This is a genomic window from Eudoraea algarum (assembly GCF_050589645.1).
Taxonomy (GTDB): Bacteria; Bacteroidota; Bacteroidia; order Flavobacteriales; family Flavobacteriaceae; genus JBNGOQ01.
This window is the reverse complement of sequence record NZ_JBNGOQ010000001.1, coordinates 583,885-601,529: the sequence shown is the minus strand read 5'-3', so window position 1 is coordinate 601,529 and position 17,645 is coordinate 583,885. Positions and strand designations below refer to the sequence as shown.

The 17,645-nt window shown below is 41.6% G+C and carries 18 protein-coding genes and 1 tRNA gene; 12 read left to right on the top strand and 7 right to left on the bottom strand.

What is annotated here, in order from left to right; genetic code table 11:
• Nucleotides 1-171: 171 nt before the first annotated feature.
• The 7 genes from ACRD67_RS02755 (at nt 172) to ACRD67_RS02725 (ending at nt 5,520) form a co-directional block, all read left to right on the top strand.
• A complete protein-coding gene (locus ACRD67_RS02755; protein ID WP_430965505.1) occupies nt 172-309 on the top strand; it encodes a hypothetical protein in 138 nt (45 codons plus the stop codon).
• Nucleotides 310-814: 505 nt separating this feature from the next.
• Nucleotides 815-1,096 (top strand): hypothetical protein, encoded by a 282-nt coding sequence (locus ACRD67_RS02750; protein WP_430965504.1) that lies wholly within the window; start codon nt 815-817, stop codon nt 1,094-1,096.
• 211 nt (nt 1,097-1,307) lie between these two features.
• Entirely contained in the window at nt 1,308-3,311 is a 2,004-nt protein-coding gene (locus tag ACRD67_RS02745) for an MBL fold metallo-hydrolase (RefSeq protein WP_430965503.1), read from the top strand.
• Between the two features lie 40 nt (nt 3,312-3,351).
• Nucleotides 3,352-3,525: an SDR family NAD(P)-dependent oxidoreductase gene (locus tag ACRD67_RS02740; protein WP_430965502.1), complete on the top strand. Its 174-nt coding sequence runs from the start codon at nt 3,352-3,354 to the stop codon at nt 3,523-3,525.
• 127 nt (nt 3,526-3,652) lie between these two features.
• On the top strand, nt 3,653-4,246 hold the full coding sequence (locus ACRD67_RS02735) for a Crp/Fnr family transcriptional regulator (RefSeq protein ID WP_430965501.1): 594 nt from the start codon (nt 3,653-3,655) through the stop codon (nt 4,244-4,246).
• Nucleotides 4,247-4,328: 82 nt separating this feature from the next.
• Nucleotides 4,329-4,778, top strand: a complete 450-nt coding sequence (locus ACRD67_RS02730) for a DMT family transporter (RefSeq protein ID WP_430965500.1) — start codon at nt 4,329-4,331, stop codon at nt 4,776-4,778.
• A gap of 4 nt (nt 4,779-4,782) precedes the next feature.
• Nucleotides 4,783-5,520: a GNAT family N-acetyltransferase gene (locus ACRD67_RS02725; RefSeq protein WP_430965499.1), complete on the top strand. Its 738-nt coding sequence runs from the start codon at nt 4,783-4,785 to the stop codon at nt 5,518-5,520.
• Between the two features lie 127 nt (nt 5,521-5,647).
• Here the strand turns inward: ACRD67_RS02725 and ACRD67_RS02720 are convergent, their stop codons facing one another.
• Nucleotides 5,648-7,510 carry a pyruvate kinase gene (locus ACRD67_RS02720; RefSeq protein WP_430965498.1) on the bottom strand — a complete coding sequence of 621 codons (1,863 nt, stop codon included), beginning with the start codon at nt 7,508-7,510 and terminating at the stop codon, nt 5,648-5,650.
• A 135-nt stretch (nt 7,511-7,645) separates the two neighbouring features.
• Here ACRD67_RS02720 and ACRD67_RS02715 point away from each other — a divergent pair, with 135 nt between their 5' ends.
• Both ACRD67_RS02715 and ACRD67_RS02710 read left to right on the top strand, forming a co-directional pair.
• Nucleotides 7,646-8,053: a DUF302 domain-containing protein gene (locus ACRD67_RS02715; RefSeq protein WP_430965497.1), complete on the top strand. Its 408-nt coding sequence runs from the start codon at nt 7,646-7,648 to the stop codon at nt 8,051-8,053.
• Nucleotides 8,054-8,634: 581 nt separating this feature from the next.
• A complete protein-coding gene (locus tag ACRD67_RS02710; RefSeq protein WP_430965496.1) occupies nt 8,635-9,204 on the top strand; it encodes a Crp/Fnr family transcriptional regulator in 570 nt (189 codons plus the stop codon).
• 309 nt (nt 9,205-9,513) lie between these two features.
• Here the strand turns inward: ACRD67_RS02710 and ACRD67_RS02705 are convergent, their stop codons facing one another.
• The 6 genes from ACRD67_RS02705 to ACRD67_RS02680 all read right to left on the bottom strand — a co-directional run bounded on the left by ACRD67_RS02705 (nt 9,514) and on the right by ACRD67_RS02680 (nt 15,138).
• Nucleotides 9,514-11,076 (bottom strand): amidohydrolase family protein, encoded by a 1,563-nt coding sequence (locus ACRD67_RS02705; protein WP_430965495.1) that lies wholly within the window; start codon nt 11,074-11,076, stop codon nt 9,514-9,516.
• A 67-nt stretch (nt 11,077-11,143) separates the two neighbouring features.
• Entirely contained in the window at nt 11,144-12,232 is a 1,089-nt protein-coding gene (locus tag ACRD67_RS02700) for a hypothetical protein (RefSeq protein WP_430965494.1), read from the bottom strand.
• A 102-nt stretch (nt 12,233-12,334) separates the two neighbouring features.
• The gene (locus tag ACRD67_RS02695) at nt 12,335-12,976 is read right to left on the bottom strand and encodes a hypothetical protein (RefSeq protein WP_430965493.1); all 642 of its coding nucleotides are present in this window, start codon (nt 12,974-12,976) and stop codon (nt 12,335-12,337) included.
• A 147-nt stretch (nt 12,977-13,123) separates the two neighbouring features.
• Entirely contained in the window at nt 13,124-14,110 is a 987-nt protein-coding gene (locus ACRD67_RS02690) for an NAD(P)-dependent alcohol dehydrogenase (RefSeq protein ID WP_430965492.1), read from the bottom strand.
• Nucleotides 14,107-14,526 carry a DUF6326 family protein gene (locus ACRD67_RS02685; protein ID WP_430965491.1) on the bottom strand — a complete coding sequence of 140 codons (420 nt, stop codon included), beginning with the start codon at nt 14,524-14,526 and terminating at the stop codon, nt 14,107-14,109. Before ACRD67_RS02685 ends, ACRD67_RS02690 begins: the two co-directional genes overlap by 4 nt.
• Nucleotides 14,527-15,056: 530 nt before the next feature.
• Nucleotides 15,057-15,138, bottom strand: a tRNA-Leu gene (locus ACRD67_RS02680).
• A gap of 147 nt (nt 15,139-15,285) precedes the next feature.
• On the opposite strand from ACRD67_RS02680, the gene ACRD67_RS02675 reads away from it, so the two are divergent.
• The 3 genes from ACRD67_RS02675 to pth all read left to right on the top strand — a co-directional run bounded on the left by ACRD67_RS02675 (nt 15,286) and on the right by pth (nt 17,642).
• Nucleotides 15,286-16,227 (top strand): ribose-phosphate pyrophosphokinase, encoded by a 942-nt coding sequence (locus ACRD67_RS02675; protein WP_430965490.1) that lies wholly within the window; start codon nt 15,286-15,288, stop codon nt 16,225-16,227.
• A 27-nt stretch (nt 16,228-16,254) separates the two neighbouring features.
• Nucleotides 16,255-16,923, top strand: coding sequence for a 50S ribosomal protein L25/general stress protein Ctc (locus ACRD67_RS02670; RefSeq protein ID WP_430965489.1), 669 nt, complete (start codon nt 16,255-16,257; stop codon nt 16,921-16,923).
• 89 nt (nt 16,924-17,012) lie between these two features.
• Nucleotides 17,013-17,642: an aminoacyl-tRNA hydrolase gene (gene pth / locus ACRD67_RS02665; RefSeq protein ID WP_430965488.1), complete on the top strand. Its 630-nt coding sequence runs from the start codon at nt 17,013-17,015 to the stop codon at nt 17,640-17,642.
• Nucleotides 17,643-17,645 lie beyond the last annotated feature (3 nt).

Genomic DNA, 17,645 nt, shown 5'->3' with positions numbered 1-17,645 from the left:
GTATCCGGGAATTCTCCTAAAATCATGTCCTTTCCAAAGGACACTTGCCCATAGTTCTATACCAAAAATAGCCCCAGGGGGGCCACCTATACAAAAATCCTTGCCAAGCGGTATCCCAATCCCTATATTTAGGGTACTTCCTCCATCACTCCCCCATTAAACCCTTTAAAAATGAAAAAAGCAGTATTCACTTTGTTGGCTTTTGCCTTTCTGGTAGCAGTTACCTCCTGTAGGAAGTCCGATGACGGAGCCTATGACCCACCCAGCGATAGCACCGCAAAAATTGAAGCGGCAGAATCAATGTCCTAATCAAATCGGGGCCACAAATTTGTTGGGAACTATCCTAAACTTGGTCCTGGCCTATATGCCAAGGGCATAAAATCTGCCGTATTGGTGTATGTGTTTTCCCGGATTCTGATCAAAGCCCTCTTTTTGATCCCAGAAGGTAACGTACGATGCGTTTTTTTATACGTAGACCTGTACTGTTTGCAACCTCTTTGGGCCAATTCCAAATCCGGATGGGAAACCGGGCTATCCCTTTGTAACCTATTTTACTGTCGTCAATATTGTTTGTCTTTTTATTCTGGGCAAAACGCCCCGCCAGTATTTTTCGTGACCTGTACCGACCAACCCGACAACAAAGGCTGGAATTACATTCCGTATAGCTACCCATTCCCATGGTGATTTGCCAAAATAGGGAGAAATCTTTCCGTCTATGGGAGTTTAATAAGCCCATAATCGCATTTATCAACATATGTAAATGCAAGGCGCCCAGGGTCAAAATAAATTTGTTCCATAATTAAAATAAGCGATTATGGCACTATACACCAGCTCTTTAAAGGCATTTAGAAAGGATAAATGGGGATACGCCACCATTTCGATCATTGGGCAAAGTTGTTTGGGCTCTATAGCAGCAATGTTTGTCCTAATCAATGGAAACGGCCTAATACAAATGCTACAATTATTCTTGGTGACCGTTGCATGTATGCTCTTCAATGCCGCTGTACTCTCGCAGCGAAAATCAGAATTGGTTTTCAAATTGTTATTGGCGAGTATCTTGACCAGCACATTACTCATCCTCCTGAATGCATTCTGATAAGGTCCTCAGGAAAAAATCGGTAAAAGAAACGGTGAATCAAGGGGGCAGTGTTAATCAATGGTTAAATATGTTGCATATACAACATATTACATTATCTTTACCCTGCAACCATATGTCTGACCGATCAAGGGATTAAAGAAGCGTTTTTCAAAACATTCAAATTTAATGTTGTACATACAACTTATTATAAAAAATAAACCACTAACTCATGAAAACAAAATCACTTAGTTACCTAACTGTCTTACTGGCCACCCTGCTGGTGGCTTGCGCCCAGCAAAGCAACATCCCTGATGTGCCATCGTATACCGATGGGGCCTTGATCAACGAAAATACGGCCCAAAGAGGGCTATCGGAAACACTGTTGCCTTCAAAGGATTTTGAGCACTTTAAACCCCACGAAAACGATCGCAGTTTTCATTCGGACATTGCTTTCTATGAAACCGTATTGTCCTACGGGCCTAGCAAGGACCCCAATCCCGTGTTCCTTCTTGCCAATGCCTATATAGCTGCCAATCAGCAGCAGCATGGCATCCCTTACTTTGAATCGGTCCTTGGACGTTTTCGCCTTCAAATGTCCGACGGGGTCAGGTCCAATTACTTATCCGCCTACGCCCTTTTACGTGCAAGCTATGCCGACAATATTTCCCTTATTTCAAGAATGGGCTGGGTAAAGGACACCTTCAAGATTTTGGAGGAAGCTAAGGCATTGTCACCGCAAAACCCCTTAGCCCGCTGGGCATCGGGCATTATCTACGCCCAAGTCCCCTGGATCTTCGATAAGAAAGAAGCGGCCCTCGAAGAACTTCTGTGGTTACTCAACCATCCGGAACTGGAACCCACGCCTGGCTTCTATCGGGAAGTCTATCACCATTTGGCCAAGCTATACGCCGAGGAAGGCAATACGCCTTTGGCAAAGAAGTATCTGGTCCTAAGCGGATATACGGAATATCAGCCAAAAATGCTGTTTTCCGGTTGGTTTTCCACCACCAAGGAGAAGGGCCTTTTATTTGCTCCGACACCATGGATAGAAGAGGTAATTCCGGATAGGGTGTTTGCTATTAGGGGGTTCGGATTTTCGGACCTGCATTTCGTGGTCTCCCAAAACGGGGAGGAACTTATATCGATCGATGCCGGCACCCAACCTCACAGTTATAAGGAGGGATATGCGTTTTTATTGGAAAAGTATCCCGGCTTACCACGGCTCACAACCGCCTTGATCACCCATGCGCACTGGGACCATATCGGGGGACACACCTACCTAAAGTCCTTGGACCCCGCTATAACACTATACGGGCGCGGGAATTTTCACGGAACGGTAGACCGTGTACTTAAAAACCACAGCTATCGTCAATTCCGTGGGGTCGACTTCAAAGATAATTGGGTGAGTGAATACAAGCCGGACGTCATTGTCGACTCCATAAGGGAGGTTCAAATTGGCAAGTCCAAAGTAACTCTTATACCCGTTACTGGAGGCGAAACCGAAGATGCGCTACTGATTCATTTTCCTGAATTGGAATTGGTCTTCATGGGCGACGCGCTGATGCCCTTTTACGGAGAGCCCTGGACCGAGGAAGGGTTTATGGATGACGCCTTACAGGTAATGGACGTGGTTCTGGAGCTCGACCCCAAATACCTATTGCACGGGCATATTGGTATAACGATTATGTATGAAAACACCCATCAACTGAGCGCATATCGCGATGCTTTTCAATGGTTGGTGAACGCAACCAGAAGGCACGTACGGAATGGGTATTCCGCCAAGGATATCATACGGCTTAATCTGATTCCCCCGGGATTGCAAAACCATCCCGAAATCTTCATCGGCTATTTGTCTCCCCGAGATCATATCATAGCACGTACCGTGGATCACATGGTGGGCATATGGCAGGAGGAAGTCAGTGGGAAAGACCCTGACGGACTCGATGTCATTACTTCCGTGGAGCGCGGGCGCCTTCTGCAAAAATATTTAGGGCTGTCCGGAAATCAAGTGGCCAATGCCTTGAAAAAAATGATTGCCAACGGCGACAACGAGCTGGCGCTGCAGATGGCCGTGGCGGCAGAAAGCAGGTATCCCACAAATGCGCGTATAGGAAGATTAAAAGAAGAAGCGGCAGATCGACTGCGAAGTTCCGTGCAATTTTTTGATCCCTTTAAGTTTGTGACCTACACAGAAATAATCGGGAAAGAACATCGGCCCATAGCAAAGCAATAGAAACACATTTAATTGGTCATAACATCCAAAAGAAATAATTATGAACGATTTTAAACAACAATATGGTCCTTGGGCACTGATTACCGGGGCATCTTCGGGAATCGGCAAGGAATTTGCCAAACAACTGGCCAAAAAAGGGTTGAACCGGATTCTGGTAAACCAGATGCCCGTAAATACCCAAAAAGGATTTCCGGGTCTGGTGCCCTCTAAGTGAACGCGCTTTTGCACCTCATCACCCCAGCCATCTTTTTGGTATCTTTATCTGTACAACACACCATCAAAAATTGCCGTTAAGTGTTACCTGTGCTTAGCACGGGATGATTATCGATAAGACTACAATTATGATTTCTTGGGACCATCCACATATCCAACTTTTTTATCGGTACCTAAACGGATTTGCCCCGGTTTCCCAAGCATCCTTTGAGGCCTTTCTTCCCTATATTAAAATTAGGGATGTCCAAAAAAACGAGAACATCGTATTTCCAGGGCAAACGGCCAGAAACATTTATTTTGTCTGTGAGGGCATATTGGTATCCCAATGGATGGATGATGAGGCCAACGTGTATGTAAAAAACTTCTTCGTCGAGAGCCATTTGGCGGGTTCCACCGTTTCCATGTTGACCAATACCCCTTCTGGTTTTGGCATTGAATCTGTTGAAGATGGGACCATTTTGGAGATGAACTATGAACGTTACAAACAAGTAATTTACAAACATGAGGACCTAAAGAACTATTATATCGCCAATCTGGAACAAAATTGGATTATTGAAAATGAAAGACGACAAATTTCATTTGCCGCCGAAAACGCTACGGAACGCTATTTGTCCTTCCTTAAACAATACCCCAAATTACCTCAACGGGTACCTCAATGGCTAATAGCATCTTACCTCGGAATCACCCCCACCCAGCTAAGCAGAATTAGAAAAGACCTATAAAATTCAAAGGCATCAACATATGTAAATGCAGGGCAGTGTTTACTGGCTTAATTTTGACCCATAAATCATTACTAAACAGATTATGAGTCAGTCAACACCAATTCTTCTAGCATTTATAGGAGGTATATTTTTAGCCATGCATGGCGGTTTTAATGCGCAGCTTAGCGAACAACTTAAAAGTCCTCTGCTGACTTCATTGGTAGCCTATATCGTGAGTACGTTGATCGCTTTCTTAGCCATAGCCGTCCATACCAGACATTTCCCATCTTTCTATCAACTAAAGGACGTTCCTTATTATTTATGGTTTTCCGGAGCACTATTTAGTGTGGCTGGCATAGGCCTGTACTATTACACCATCCCTAAATTGGGTATCTCTACCATGATCTCTATAGGTCTCTTTGGGCAGATTTTGTTTTCGGTCATTGCCGGCCACTTCGGTTGGTTTGGTCTACCCACGGAACCCATCGCCTATAAAAAGGTCTTTGGTGTACTTACCCTGATTTTAGGAATCATATTAATCAAAAACACCTAATACAATGAACCTAGTAAAAGAAAATATTACCAATTTAACTTCACTTTGGCGCTTGGTTAACCAACGAACCGAGGTTTACAAACCAGGTGAAACCTATGACCACGGACTAGTGAATTATTCCAATTGGCCCAACCGTTTGTGGTTTCACGGAGACCCTGACCTGAAGAGCATAAATGAAGCCAGAGCAATAATTGCATCCGCTTCCACCAAGATGACCATTCCCTATTGGGACATCTACCAAAACGAGTCATATCGGTTATTGGAAGAGGCCGGATTTGTAAAAGTATTGGATCAGGTGGGCATGTCATTGGAACTTCCCAAAACCTATCCATTAGAGGTCGAAATTGAGCTTCAAAAAGTAGACAACAGAGCATCTGCTTTACGCTGGGAAGCCTTATTTGAGAAGGCTTTCAACTATACCATTAGTCATCGATTGCTTTTAAAGACCTGCGACACCGTAGATTATTTGATTGCCTTTCACGAAGGGAAAGCGGTGGGAACAGTTGTACTGCATTATACACGCGGTGCCGTAGTGGGTATTCATTCCATGGGAGTCATTCCTGAGATGAGAAGAAAGGGCTATGCCGAAAAAATGATGCATGCCGTTCTTTCACAAGCGGTCGGTGAGGCGTTCGCCCATGCCACCCTTCAGGCCTCCGCCATGGGAAAGGGCCTGTATCTGAAGCTGGGTTTTAAGGACCAGTTCTTAATGAGCAACTACGAATTGCCACAACATATCTAAGCAGCAGATTATAATATTTAATCCTTTAAAATGAAACTAGTAGAAAACCTAAAATGGCGATACGCTATAAAAAAAATTAGATCGTTGCACACTTGTCTAGCAGGTCTTTTTAGATTATTGCAAGATTTCATTTTTCAGACTTCAAAAGGCGTTCCATTTTCGGGAGCATTATCTCTTTCTTATCGTGGTTTTCTTCCATGTCGGAAAGGATGGTATTCAACAAAACAATGGCCCTATTGATATAGGGTCCTTTGTTGAGCATTATACATTCCGCTTGCAGTGCGGCCATGGTATCGGTGATTTCCGATCGGGAGGGCAAGCCCTTTTTTGCCAAATTTTCCAAAACTTGCGTAGCCCATACCACAGGTACATGGGCGGCACCGCATAAAAGCAGGATTTCTTCCTGCACTCTTCCAATAGTGTCCCAACCGGTTTCTACGGCCAAATCGCCCCGAGCGATCATTACACCTATAAACCTGGACCGCATGGCGGCCAACAGGATTTCGCTGAGGTTATCTACTGCAAATTTCGTTTCAATTTTCAGAATAACATCAAGTTCATTGAATGCCCCATGTTTTTTCAATTCCTCATGCAGTTCCTCCACATCCCTTTTGGAATTCACAAAAGAAAAGTTCACGATATCGGCATGTTTTGCAACAAACGCCAGATCTTTCCGATCCTTTTTGGTCAATCCGCTGATTCCCAGGTTGGTATTCGGAAAATTCATTCCCTTTTCCGCTTTGAGCCTTGAACCCTTTTCCTTGGCCAACGTAATACGAATATCAAAAGCGCTTTTACCGACCTCCGTTATGACCCCTTCAATTTTGCCATCATCGAACAAAATGCGATCCCCAGATGTTATATCATCGAAAACCTCCGGAAGTTGACACGATATAAGTGCTTTTTGAATGACCTTCCCATCCTCATCGATCAATGCCGGAATTCCTTCCACATCTTCTTTAACGACCGTAAACACATCGCCTTTCCTTAAAATTAGGGCCTGTTCAATGGGGGGCAACTCGCCCACAATTATTTTTTCCAAGGGTTGGTTGGTACTGTGCAATTCGGTACCCGTTCCTATGTAAGAAGTTTCATAGCAATGGGCGATAGCCTCATTGTCGTTTAATGCAATTATTTTGAGCTTTCGCGTTTTATCCCGCGTATCCGTGAAAGTAAACGTATCATTTAAATCCAATTTGGCAAGGTCGTTAGGGGCAACTGCCAAAGTATTGGGCAGTGAGAATTCATCAATTCGGGGAACAAGGACGATTTCGGCAGGTTGTACAATATTGCCGGTGACATCTTTTTCGGGCGTGAATTTTCTTATTTTGGGCCCTGGGGTTATGCGACCGGTCCTGATTTTTGGTCCGGCCAGGTCCATCGCTATTTTGACATTTTTCCCCGATGCCTTTGCGGCACGCCTCACATTTTCTATGATTTTTAGCCAAACTTCGGGCGTATCATGTGCGCAATTTACCCGCGCACAGTTCATCCCATTTTTGACCATTTGGAGCACCATCTGATAATCATAGGCCGCTGCCGTTGGCTGCGTTACCATAATCCGTACCCTCCTACCCTTGGAACGGTATCCTAAAAGTGCCTTGGTGTTTTTGGCCAGCAGTCGTTTTCCCTTTTTAATGGACAAATGCGATTTTAACGCCACGTCCCCATCATCACGAATCAGGTTTTGCAGTATGTGCCGCGTGTTGGTCAGACTTGCCAAAACATGGCCCTCGGCATTCGCGAACCGCGTAAGCCCCAGGTTTCTGAGTTTCTTTTGGGTACTCCTCAGATCAAACTTTCGGAAGGCCGTATAGTGCACTAGGTTCCGTGCACTTTTGGAATACATGTCATCAACGGTTCCGAGTAGGGCCTCGTGCTGTTTTTCCTCCTGCAATGCCGCTTCGATTACCTGGTTCAGTGCCGCTATGAGCTCTCTTATTTTTTCCGCTTTGATTTTCATTGGGTCATGGGAGTCGGATTCCCGCATTTTTGTTTTGGAATACTACGAACCTAACACAAAAAAAGCCCGGATGCAAATCCATATTGTTGTCCCTGTTTTTTTACAGCTTTATGTAATCATCACAAAAAAAAACGTCTAAATAGTATAGTAAAAATCAACAGTATGCTTATGGACAATAATGGACTTATAACAAAAACCAGTCGTTTGGACTTCGAGGCAACGTACAACAAGTTGAAGACCGGGATTGACACCAATCCCAATCTTGGGATCATACTGGAATTAGATCACGCCAAGAACGCAGCATCGGTTGGACTAAATTTAAACCCGACACGTATTATCATGTTCGGAAACCCAAATTTGGGAACTTTGTTAATGCAAAACAGCCAAGCCGTTAGTATTGATCTGCCACAAAAAATAATCGTATTTCAAGATGACAAGGCCGAGGTTAAGGTGGCCTACAACGATCCAATGTACCTTAGAGACCGCCACAACATTGAGCACAACGAAAAAGTGTTGGATAAGATAAGTATGGTGTTGGATAATTTAACCACTGCCGCAACCACAGACTAACTTATATAATCGGCCGTTCCGTTCGAGATTGGTATGATTGGTTCTGGGGTTTTCACGGAGGTTAAATGCAAAAGCGAGACGTTGGCGGCCCATACTCCTGAAAGAACTGGATTTATTTTCCAGTACGATAATCAGTTAGACGAACTCTTACAGTCCCATAAAAGGTCTATTAACGAAACTACTAAAAGAGACCAGGTTTATGACATTCTAGAAAACGTTTTGCGTATTCCAAAAGTTGCACTATAAATCGGCCGTCAAAAAGAACAGATAAAGCAAATTGGTGGAATCCTATAAATGGTCGTTTTACAGGACAGTATCATACATCCAAAGCCCTATAAGCTCAAAATCGTTCATTTATTTCGGATTAATACTATTGTGTTTGAATTAGGTTTTACCTTATAATATTAACCCAATTATGAAATTACTTTAAGCGCTCTGTTGTACCTTTAACAAATAGGCTTAACGTTGAGGAGTTTTTAATTTTTTTCCAATTACCGCATAATCAAAAGGATAAATCAAATTTGCTCTATCCACAGGAGAACTAAAACACTCATAAATAACCTCGAGATTTAACTTTGCCAATGGATAATGCAATAATAGAATTTTTGTCACAATATATTGAGCTGACACAAGAGGAAAAAGAAGTTATTACCAGTCAAAATGTAATGCAATTCTTTCCTAAAGGAACCATGTTATTGTCCGCAGGGGATTACGCCCGCGAATGCTATTTTATTTTGAAAGGTTGCGTATACAGTTATTATTTAATGGATGGTGAGGTTAAAGTGACTGACTTTTATACGGAAAAACAGCCAATTACACCGATAAGCTATACCACTAAGAAACCCTCTGAATATTATTTAGAATGTTACGAAGATTGCATAATCGCCTTGGGGAATCAAGAGAGAAACGCGGATTTGATGAAAAATTTGCCTCGACTTGCCACAATTGGGGGCTCCGTTATGGAAGACCAGTTGGCCAACCAAAGAATGAAATATGATGATTTCGTAAAACTATCTCCTGAAGAACGTTATCAAAACCTTCAAGAAAATTCGCCTGAACTTCTTAATCGAGTTCCTCAATACTTGATAGCAAGTTATCTGGGTGTAAAACCAGAATCGCTTAGTAGAATTCGGAAACGTCTAACTAAATAAGGACTTGAACACAAATCAAACCCTTATTCTTGCTGAAAGCTTGGTTCTTAACCTAAGTCGAAGAACATGGTCTGACTTTGCCCCAATTTTGCAGTTTAACACATGATTGATTTCTATATTTTTCATTGTTACTATATTTTCATTTGTATAGTTGTATGCCAAAACTGTTATGTAAGTCGATATAAGATGATTTCCGTTGGATTCAGCCTATCCCAAAATTGAAGCAACAAAAAAGTGTAGGGGCGTTCAACAATAATTGACCTGAATCGAGAAATATGGGGGAAGTTCCATAGGTGAGTGACCCCCCATTTAATCATTGAACTGTACTCTCAACAGTTTACTGGATAAAAAACTTTTTAAGACCTTGATGTTCATATGGAAGCTAGAGGCCATGGAAGCTGTATAGTCTTTATATTCATCCAACGCTCCCCTGCTATAATAAACTCCTTCGTGCAATACCCCAAAAATTTCTTCAGTATTTTCAATGGCATGTAATGGGTTATCATTAAGAATTACCAAATCAGCAAGTTTACCCTTTTCAACCGTTCCCAATTCGTTATCTAGATTGGCGTATCTGGCCGGTACGATTGTCGCAGCTTTTAATGCTTCAATAGGAGATAAACCACAAGCCACCAAATCTCTCAGCTCTTGATGTACGCTAAAACCGGCAAAAACATATGAGTCCGTTACATCTGTTCCCACCATTATGGAGGCACCCAAACTATTGGCCAGACCTATTTGCTTTCGGACAATTTCATAGAAACTTCGGCTCACAAATTCATCTTTGTTGCTTAAGTTTTTCTCTTTATTGTTTGATATGTCAAAGGACCACCACAGTTTTTTCCTAATGGTCGAAACGTATTCTAAATGCGGATTATCCAAGAAATTTTCGTCATGAGCATTGGCTTCAAACTTTAAAGTCTGCAATGTTGGCGTCCAATGGGCGTTGTTTTGTTTCATCAATTCCATCAATTGTTTAGCCTGGTCAAAATCAAAGTTTTGAACCATGGAACTTTTATATCTACTAAAATTTTGTTTCCAATTTGGACTCAATCTCAAACTGTCCGCATATGGAAAGCACTCGTACATAAAAATACGACCATGCTCAAAACTTCTTTGCCCCAACTTTATAGCTTCTTCTAAAGTGATAAATATGGGTTTATGGCCGGCTAAATGAATTTTATACTTTGAAGCTTGTTTTGCCAATTCCCTATAGGAATCTGGTTTAATTTGCTGATAGATTTTGATGAAATCCGTGTTCTCATCCCTGTAAAAACTTAAAAATTTCCCAACATCCTTCCGGTTGTTCAACTTGAAAAAATCAGGTGCTCCTTTAGGTACCGAGGCCTCTCCATCTATTTGGTAGCTACTTTGCAGCACATATCTTGGGGCTACTCTTTTGTTTCTGGCTAAATCAGTATTCCATTGAAGTCTTGTTTTGCTACCCACCCAATATGCATCTCTCTCGTTTAGGGTTCCCGACATATCTCTAATGTTGGTTACCCCATTTGCAATATATAAGGGGTGGTGTAACCACTCGGAGTGTACATTGGAATGTGTGTGCATGTCCCATAGACCAGGAATTACGTATTTATTTTCGCCATCTATGGTCAAATCAAATTCTTCTAATCTAAATTTTCCCGTAGTATCGATATGTTTAATCGTATTGTTTTCAATCAGAATATCTCGGTCTATAAGTATACCTCCTGATTTAACATCGATAATATTTGCAGATTTAATAAGTATTCGGCTTTGTTTTGCTGGAGGTTCCAATTTCGGCATCGGCCAGAGTATAGCAACAGTGAATACCACAACAAGCAGTAGCAGAAGAAGTGATAATAGTTTAAGTATTTTGATGACAAGCTTTTTCATTTGTAGTGTTATATCAACCAATCGACGATTTTGTTCGAAAGACGTTACATACGACAGAAACAATATCTTATTGGATTAAGTTTTTTAGCACGATTGCCAGTTTTTTGGAAAGCAGGTTTTTTGTACGCCTTATATTGTTCACAAATAGATGTTTAAATGCTGGCAACTGTTTGTCTTCCGGTATATAAACAGCCTGAAACCCGGAGGCAAGCTTATATTGTTTAACTTGTTTTTGATACTGACCTCCTGTAATGGTATAGTGTTTTTTTTCATCGCAAATAATACCGTTGCACATGAACTCATAATAAATATGACTATCGGAAACCCAGGTTAGTTGGTTACCCGGATTCAAAAAAGCATAATGTGGGTTTTTAGCTGAAATCCTTCCTGAATTATCAAAATGATATACAAATCCCAATATCAGTACCTTGTTCTTTGTGTTCACTACGTAATTCCATCCAAATCCGTCTCCTGTAAAGCATGATTGAAAACCAATCAAAGTAAATCCATCATTTATTTCCATTTTGAATTCCTTTACCGGAAGCCAAAGGTGATGTACTTTCATGGCTTGCCATTTTCCATGCCATTCTCCTGAAAACTCATTCAATGCTTCGAATGCTCTTGATATGCCTATCTTACTTATCTCGGGCCTAATTATTGGATGCTCTAAATCTGGATTCCTCCATAGTTCTAGCTCTATTAAATTGTTTACGGATGACTGATCTATGTATTTAGATGATAAACAAAATTTAAGGGATTCTTTTATTCCTTCCCAGAATAGTTCATCAAAGCATTCTTCTGTTATTCCGTATGATTTCATATTCTCGGAGAAACCTGCTAATTGTTGATAATCGAAAGACAATAAGTCACTGAAAGCTTGAAACTTCGAAAGGTGTAGTGGTGCGGTTTTTCTTTTTTTGGACCATTCTTCTTTTCGTGAATAGACGGACCACCCATGAATAGAATCTGATTTTTTTTCATCCTCTCGCCTTTCATTGGACTCCCATTCCTTGATACTCTTATCCCTCGGGCTGAGAATCCATTGTGAGGAACAACTTGCCGAAGACAGCAAGATCAGTAGTGTGAAATTAAATATGACATCAAAACGCAGTGATTTTCTTGTTTGTGCCAGAACTTGGTTTTTGAGAACTTTCATGACATAATTTATTTTGTTTGATTAACACTTAAGTTAAAGGGCAACATAAGATTGATTGATATGGATTTTAGAATACCAGTATCTGAATTCTCCTTGGTCATTCTAATTATTTGTTACACTGCTAAAATGAAGATGGTCTATAACGGCATTTGATTTGCCATAGTAATAATTATCATCGCTGCCGGATTTTATGATCAATTGAATAACCATGTACTTTTCTTCGGTGATATTGATGGGTGCTGCGAGGTTTAGATAAAAGGATTCAAATTGAGCCAAAGGCTCACTTAGTTTTAGTAGAGCTGCTTTATCTGGAATTAAGCCTTTATTCAAGTTGGCTATTAATAGAGAATCTGTTGATTTTACATAGTGCGCAGCAATAATTAGGGTGTCTTTGGTTTGATCGATATCTGATCCAGAAAACTTTGCCCTACCCTTTATCGCTTTTAGACTTTTATTTGGGTCATCAATCGCTATTATTGAAAAACCATTATTAATCGGTGTATTATATGCTCTGAAAAGGGCCAGTGCTTCTCCATGGGCATCAGGTAAGTCATATGGATAGAAGAAACCAATGTCTCCATGTTTTCTATATTCAACATTCTTACTTGATTCTGTCCAGAAGAAATCATCCGAAATTATGTTCATAGACAATTCGCTTTCCTTTGGCATTACCTGTGATAACGCCAGATTATAATAGACTAAGGCTACGAAGGGTGCTATTAACTTCTTCACTATTTTTTTCATACTCACTATTTGTAAATACCTTGGTATTATTTTTCCCATTTCAAAGCAATTCTGAAGATGATAGTCATGGAAGTGTTTTAATTCATTGATTCATTACAACAAGTTGCTTTTTTAATAGAGATTTATTTTAGTTCAAGACGAGATGTTTTAGTTGTCTATGTCTTGATTTGTTTTGATAATCACATTTCCCTTTTTACGTCCGGTTTCAACATATCGGTGGGCCTCGGCAGTTTGTTCCAGCGGGTAGCATCGGTCTATTACCGGCTTTAGTTTTCCAGTCTCAACCAACTTTTTTAAGATGACCAGGTCTTGTTTGATTACACTCACCGGTCTCATATATGTAGTCGTTAGGATGGCTTTTTTACGGCTTAATAGTGAAGTCCAAAACATGTGAAAAACAGTAGACAACCCAGCGGCATCAAGATATATTCCTTCTGGTTTCAGTGAATCTCTGCAGTGTAAAAATGATTGCTTACCCACCGTGTCAAAAATAATGTCGTAGGTCTGGCCGCTTTTGGTAAAGTCCTCCTTACTATAATCTATTACAGTATTTGCTCCCAAAGATTTAACCATTTCAATATTTGTCGTACTACAAACCCCGGTAACTTCCGCACCAAAGTACTTGGCCAACTGTATGGAGGCGGTTCCTACCGATCCCGATGCACCATAGATAAGAACCTTTTGCCCGTGCTGGATTTTCGCTTTGTTCTTAAGAAAGTTCAATGCCGTTAAGCCCCCTTCAATAACAGCTGCAGATTCCTTATAGTTAGTATTGATTGGTTTTTTGATTACAGCAGCGTCCTCAGGCAGACTTTTGTATTCAGCATTTGAGCCGAGGGTCATTCCCGTGAGTCCAAAAATCTGTTCTCCTTTTTTAAATAATTTTACATTTTTACCGATGGCTTCAATTTCACCGGCCAGCTCCATTCCCAGAATATTTTTTTTGGGTTTAAGGAGACCACTGAATAATCTGGTGAAAAAGGGCTCACCCTTTCGACCAATAAGTCCTGCCGTGGTCACTGCGGCAGCGTGGATCTTTATTAGTACTTCATCTTCTTTTGCCACAGGTTTTTCTACCTCTTGAAGCCGAAGCACGTCAGGAGTTCCATATTTTGTACATACTATTGCCTTCATATCGAAAACTGAGAATTAGTCTTATTATGAGAAGGCAATTTCCATGCAATGATGATAATTGCTAAAAATGCTGCAGATTCAATGATCGTAAAAAAAATATCATCCATATCTGCTGAAGGTAGGTTAGTGAGTAATACCAGTATAGTAATTACGCTAGCGATTATGTTTGTCCATTTGTTTGCTTTTGCATTTAATGTTTTGGAGAGAAGCACCATTAAAATGGGTATCTCTGCTAAAAACCCTCCAAACAGCATAAGTTCTTCCGTAATTTTAATGCCATTCACCATGCCTGTCATAATTTCTTCAAGAAAACCTTTTTTGCCTAGTTGATGGAGATCTCGAAAAATCATGTTAAAGAGGACAAATGTCCATAATGTTGACAGTAATTGCTGCCGCTCAATTTTCTGTTTCTTCACTTTTCTAATTTTTTGAAAAGCAAAATTGCAAAGTCAGGAGGCTATTTACATTGACTTGGGTTAAGAAAGGCCTAACGTTTGAACTTAAGGAATAAGAATTATACAGAAACATGGGATGAAAAATTGTAAGTTTAATTAAGTTGAAATAGGTTTGGTTGAAATTTGGAGATTGGATGTAGTCCCATAAAATCAAGGTTTTAAAGGACATCTTAATATACAATTAAATAAATTTTGTGATTAAAAGGCATCAAAATATGTCGTTTCAAATGAGCCTCTAAAAAACAGTGATTTATTGTACCTATGTTGTACCTGGGCATGAAAAAAGCCCAGACTTTCATCTAAGCTTTTGTATTCGTGCACCGTAGCGCAGCGAAGGTGTACCTTGGGTGGGAATCGAATGCCGACGCTCGCGGTCGGCACCCCGACTTCCGCAGAGCGGAACGTCGGCGGCCCACACCTTGTCCCAAAACAAAAAAGCCTAGACTTTCATCTAAGCTTTTGTATTCGTGCACCGTAGCGCAGCGAAGGTGTACCTTGGGTGGGAATCGAACCCACACGTCCTAAGACACTGGATTTTGAATCCAGCGCGTCTACCAATTCCGCCACCAAGGCAAATTAAGGACTGCAAAACTAAAAAATATTTTGATTTCCAGGACAAAAAATAACAACATTTATCCTTTAGCAACCCAAATAAATTTTTAAATTTGCACCTCCTTTACAAAAAGGGGTGCCAATAAACTAGATAACAATACCTTAAGCATGTCCTATACAGTCCCGGAACCTAAGATTTTTGCCTGTACGCAGAGTAGTGCCTTGGCAAAAAAAATAGCAAAAGCCTATGGTACGGATCTGGGCAATGTCATCTTTTCCAGGTACAGTGATGGGGAGTTTCAACCCTCCTTTGAGGAATCGGTGCGTGGGGCGAGGATCTTTATCATAGGATCCACCAACCCGAGCTCCGAAAATCTTATGGAAATGTTGTTGATGCTCGATGCGGCCAAAAGGGCCTCGGCACGGCACATTACAGCTGTTATGCCCTACTATGGTTGGGCCCGGCAAGACAGAAAGGACAAGCCACGGGTTCCCATAGCCGCTAAATTGGTGGCCAAAATGTTGGAAGCGGCAGGCGCCACGCGGATCATCACCATGGACCTGCACGCAGACCAGATCCAAGGGTTCTTTGAAAAGCCGGTAGATCATTTGTTCGCTTCTACCCTTTTCCTGCCCTATCTAAGGGGACTTAATCTGGAAAATTTGACCATCGCCTCGCCCGACATGGGAGGTTCCAAAAGAGCCTATGCCTATTCCAAGGCCCTGCAGAGCGATGTAGTGATTTGTTATAAACAGCGTGCCAAGGCCAATGTAATTTCCCATATGGAACTTATTGGCGATGTACAGGGGAAAAACGTGGTGTTGGTAGATGATTTGGTAGATACGGCAGGTACCTTGGCCAAAGCGGCCGATTTGATGATGGAACGTGGCGCTAAAAGTGTAAGGGCCATTACCACCCATGCTTTGCTTTCCGGGGGCGCTTATGAAAAAATAGAAAAATCACAACTATTGGAATTGATCGTCACCGATTCCATTCCCATTAAAAAGGAAAGTGGAAAGGTGCGCGTGTTGAGCTGTGCGGAGCTTTTTGCCGATGTAATGCATCGTGTGCACCACAACACCTCCATCGCTTCCAAATTTTTGATGTAGCAATTAAAGTTTAATTTAATATATATAATGAAGTCAATTACAATTAAAGGATCAGAAAGAGAAAGCGTGGGCAAGAAGGCAACGAAGGCCCTACGTAATGCTGGAAAGGTTCCTTGCGTGGTATACGGAGGGGATAAACCATTACACTTTTCAGCAGATGAACTGGCGTTCAGAGATTTAGTGTACACCCCAAATGCCCATACGGTTGTGGTTGATTTGGAGAACGGTGAAAAAGTGGAGGCCGTAATGCAGGATATCCAATTTCATCCGGTAACGGATAAAATCCTGCATATTGATTTTTACCAATTGTTCAAGGACAAAGAGGTTACCATGAACATCCCCGTTAAATTGATAGGAAATTCTCCCGGGGTACGGAACGGGGGTAGGCTATTGTTCCGAAAAAGAAAACTGGCCATCAAGGCATTGCCGGACAATTTGCCCGATTTCTTTGATGTGGATATTTCCAAACTGAAAATCGGTCAGAACATCGCAGTGTCCTCCTTGTTGAACGACGATTTCTCCATTCTTCACCCTGACAGTACCGTGGTAGTACAGGTTAAAACGGCTCGTGCTGCTATTGTGGTCGAGGAAGAGGAAGAGGAAGAAGGAGTTGAAGGAGCAGAAGCTACTGCAGAAGGCGCAGCCGAAGGAACAGAGGCACCTGCTGCCGACACGGCCGCAGAGAGCAAGGAATAAGCATATTTGTTCATATGTAAAAGCATCCCTCCCGGTAACCATCGGGATTCGGGATGCTTTTGTACTTTTATACCGATCAAGTCCATGCTATGTGCTCTTTTTTAAAATCGTTTTTCGGTAAAAACAAGCAAGTTCTAGAAGAAACGGATACAATGAAAAAGTTTTTGGTCGTAGGCCTAGGAAATATTGGGGAAGAATACGCGCATACCCGACACAACATCGGCTTTAAAATATTGGACGCCCTTGCGGAACGCGATGCCCTTAGCTTTGAAACCGAAAAACTCGGGGACATCTGCTCCACTAGGATCAAAGGGAAGAGTGTCCTTTTTCTAAAACCCGCTACCTACATGAACCGAAGTGGAAAAGCGGTAAAGTATTGGTTGGAGAAGGAAAAAATTCCTTTGGAAAATTTATTGGTAGTAACGGATGATATCAATCTACCCTTTGGTACCCTCAGGGTAAAGACCAAGGGAAGCGATGGAGGGCACAACGGCCTAAAAGATATCCAAAATAGCTTGGGAACCACATCCTACCATCGGTTTCGATTTGGTGTGGGGTCCGATTTTGGAAAGGGGAGACAGGTAGATTACGTGCTTGGTGAATGGAACGAAGAAGAACTTGCCGGGTTATCCGAACGCTTGGAAAAATCGTGTGCCTTGATACATTCTTATGTCTTCGCCGGAGTGAAGAACACCATGAACCAATTTAACGGCACCTAAGGC

What these genes read in the sequence shown, in the direction of transcription:
- ACRD67_RS02670 (WP_430965489.1), top strand. Translation starts at nt 16,255, where the DNA reads ATGAAGTCAATTACAATTAAAGGATCAGAAAGAGAAAGCGTGGGCAAG.
- ACRD67_RS02725 (WP_430965499.1), top strand. Translation starts at nt 4,783, where the DNA reads ATGAACCTAGTAAAAGAAAATATTACCAATTTAACTTCACTTTGGCGC.
- ACRD67_RS02720 (WP_430965498.1), bottom strand. Translation starts at nt 7,510, where the DNA reads ATGCGGGAATCCGACTCCCATGACCCAATGAAAATCAAAGCGGAAAAA.
- ACRD67_RS02740 (WP_430965502.1), top strand. Translation starts at nt 3,352, where the DNA reads ATGAACGATTTTAAACAACAATATGGTCCTTGGGCACTGATTACCGGG.
- ACRD67_RS02705 (WP_430965495.1), bottom strand. Translation starts at nt 11,076, where the DNA reads ATGAAAAAGCTTGTCATCAAAATACTTAAACTATTATCACTTCTTCTG.
- ACRD67_RS02745 (WP_430965503.1), top strand. Translation starts at nt 1,308, where the DNA reads ATGAAAACAAAATCACTTAGTTACCTAACTGTCTTACTGGCCACCCTG.
- ACRD67_RS02710 (WP_430965496.1), top strand. Translation starts at nt 8,635, where the DNA reads ATGGATAATGCAATAATAGAATTTTTGTCACAATATATTGAGCTGACA.
- ACRD67_RS02750 (WP_430965504.1), top strand. Translation starts at nt 815, where the DNA reads ATGGCACTATACACCAGCTCTTTAAAGGCATTTAGAAAGGATAAATGG.
- ACRD67_RS02735 (WP_430965501.1), top strand. Translation starts at nt 3,653, where the DNA reads ATGATTTCTTGGGACCATCCACATATCCAACTTTTTTATCGGTACCTA.
- ACRD67_RS02730 (WP_430965500.1), top strand. Translation starts at nt 4,329, where the DNA reads ATGAGTCAGTCAACACCAATTCTTCTAGCATTTATAGGAGGTATATTT.
- ACRD67_RS02700 (WP_430965494.1), bottom strand. Translation starts at nt 12,232, where the DNA reads ATGAAAGTTCTCAAAAACCAAGTTCTGGCACAAACAAGAAAATCACTG.
- ACRD67_RS02755 (WP_430965505.1), top strand. Translation starts at nt 172, where the DNA reads ATGAAAAAAGCAGTATTCACTTTGTTGGCTTTTGCCTTTCTGGTAGCA.
- ACRD67_RS02715 (WP_430965497.1), top strand. Translation starts at nt 7,646, where the DNA reads ATGCTTATGGACAATAATGGACTTATAACAAAAACCAGTCGTTTGGAC.
- ACRD67_RS02695 (WP_430965493.1), bottom strand. Translation starts at nt 12,976, where the DNA reads ATGAAAAAAATAGTGAAGAAGTTAATAGCACCCTTCGTAGCCTTAGTC.
- ACRD67_RS02675 (WP_430965490.1), top strand. Translation starts at nt 15,286, where the DNA reads ATGTCCTATACAGTCCCGGAACCTAAGATTTTTGCCTGTACGCAGAGT.
- ACRD67_RS02690 (WP_430965492.1), bottom strand. Translation starts at nt 14,110, where the DNA reads ATGAAGGCAATAGTATGTACAAAATATGGAACTCCTGACGTGCTTCGG.
- pth (WP_430965488.1), top strand. Translation starts at nt 17,013, where the DNA reads ATGTGCTCTTTTTTAAAATCGTTTTTCGGTAAAAACAAGCAAGTTCTA.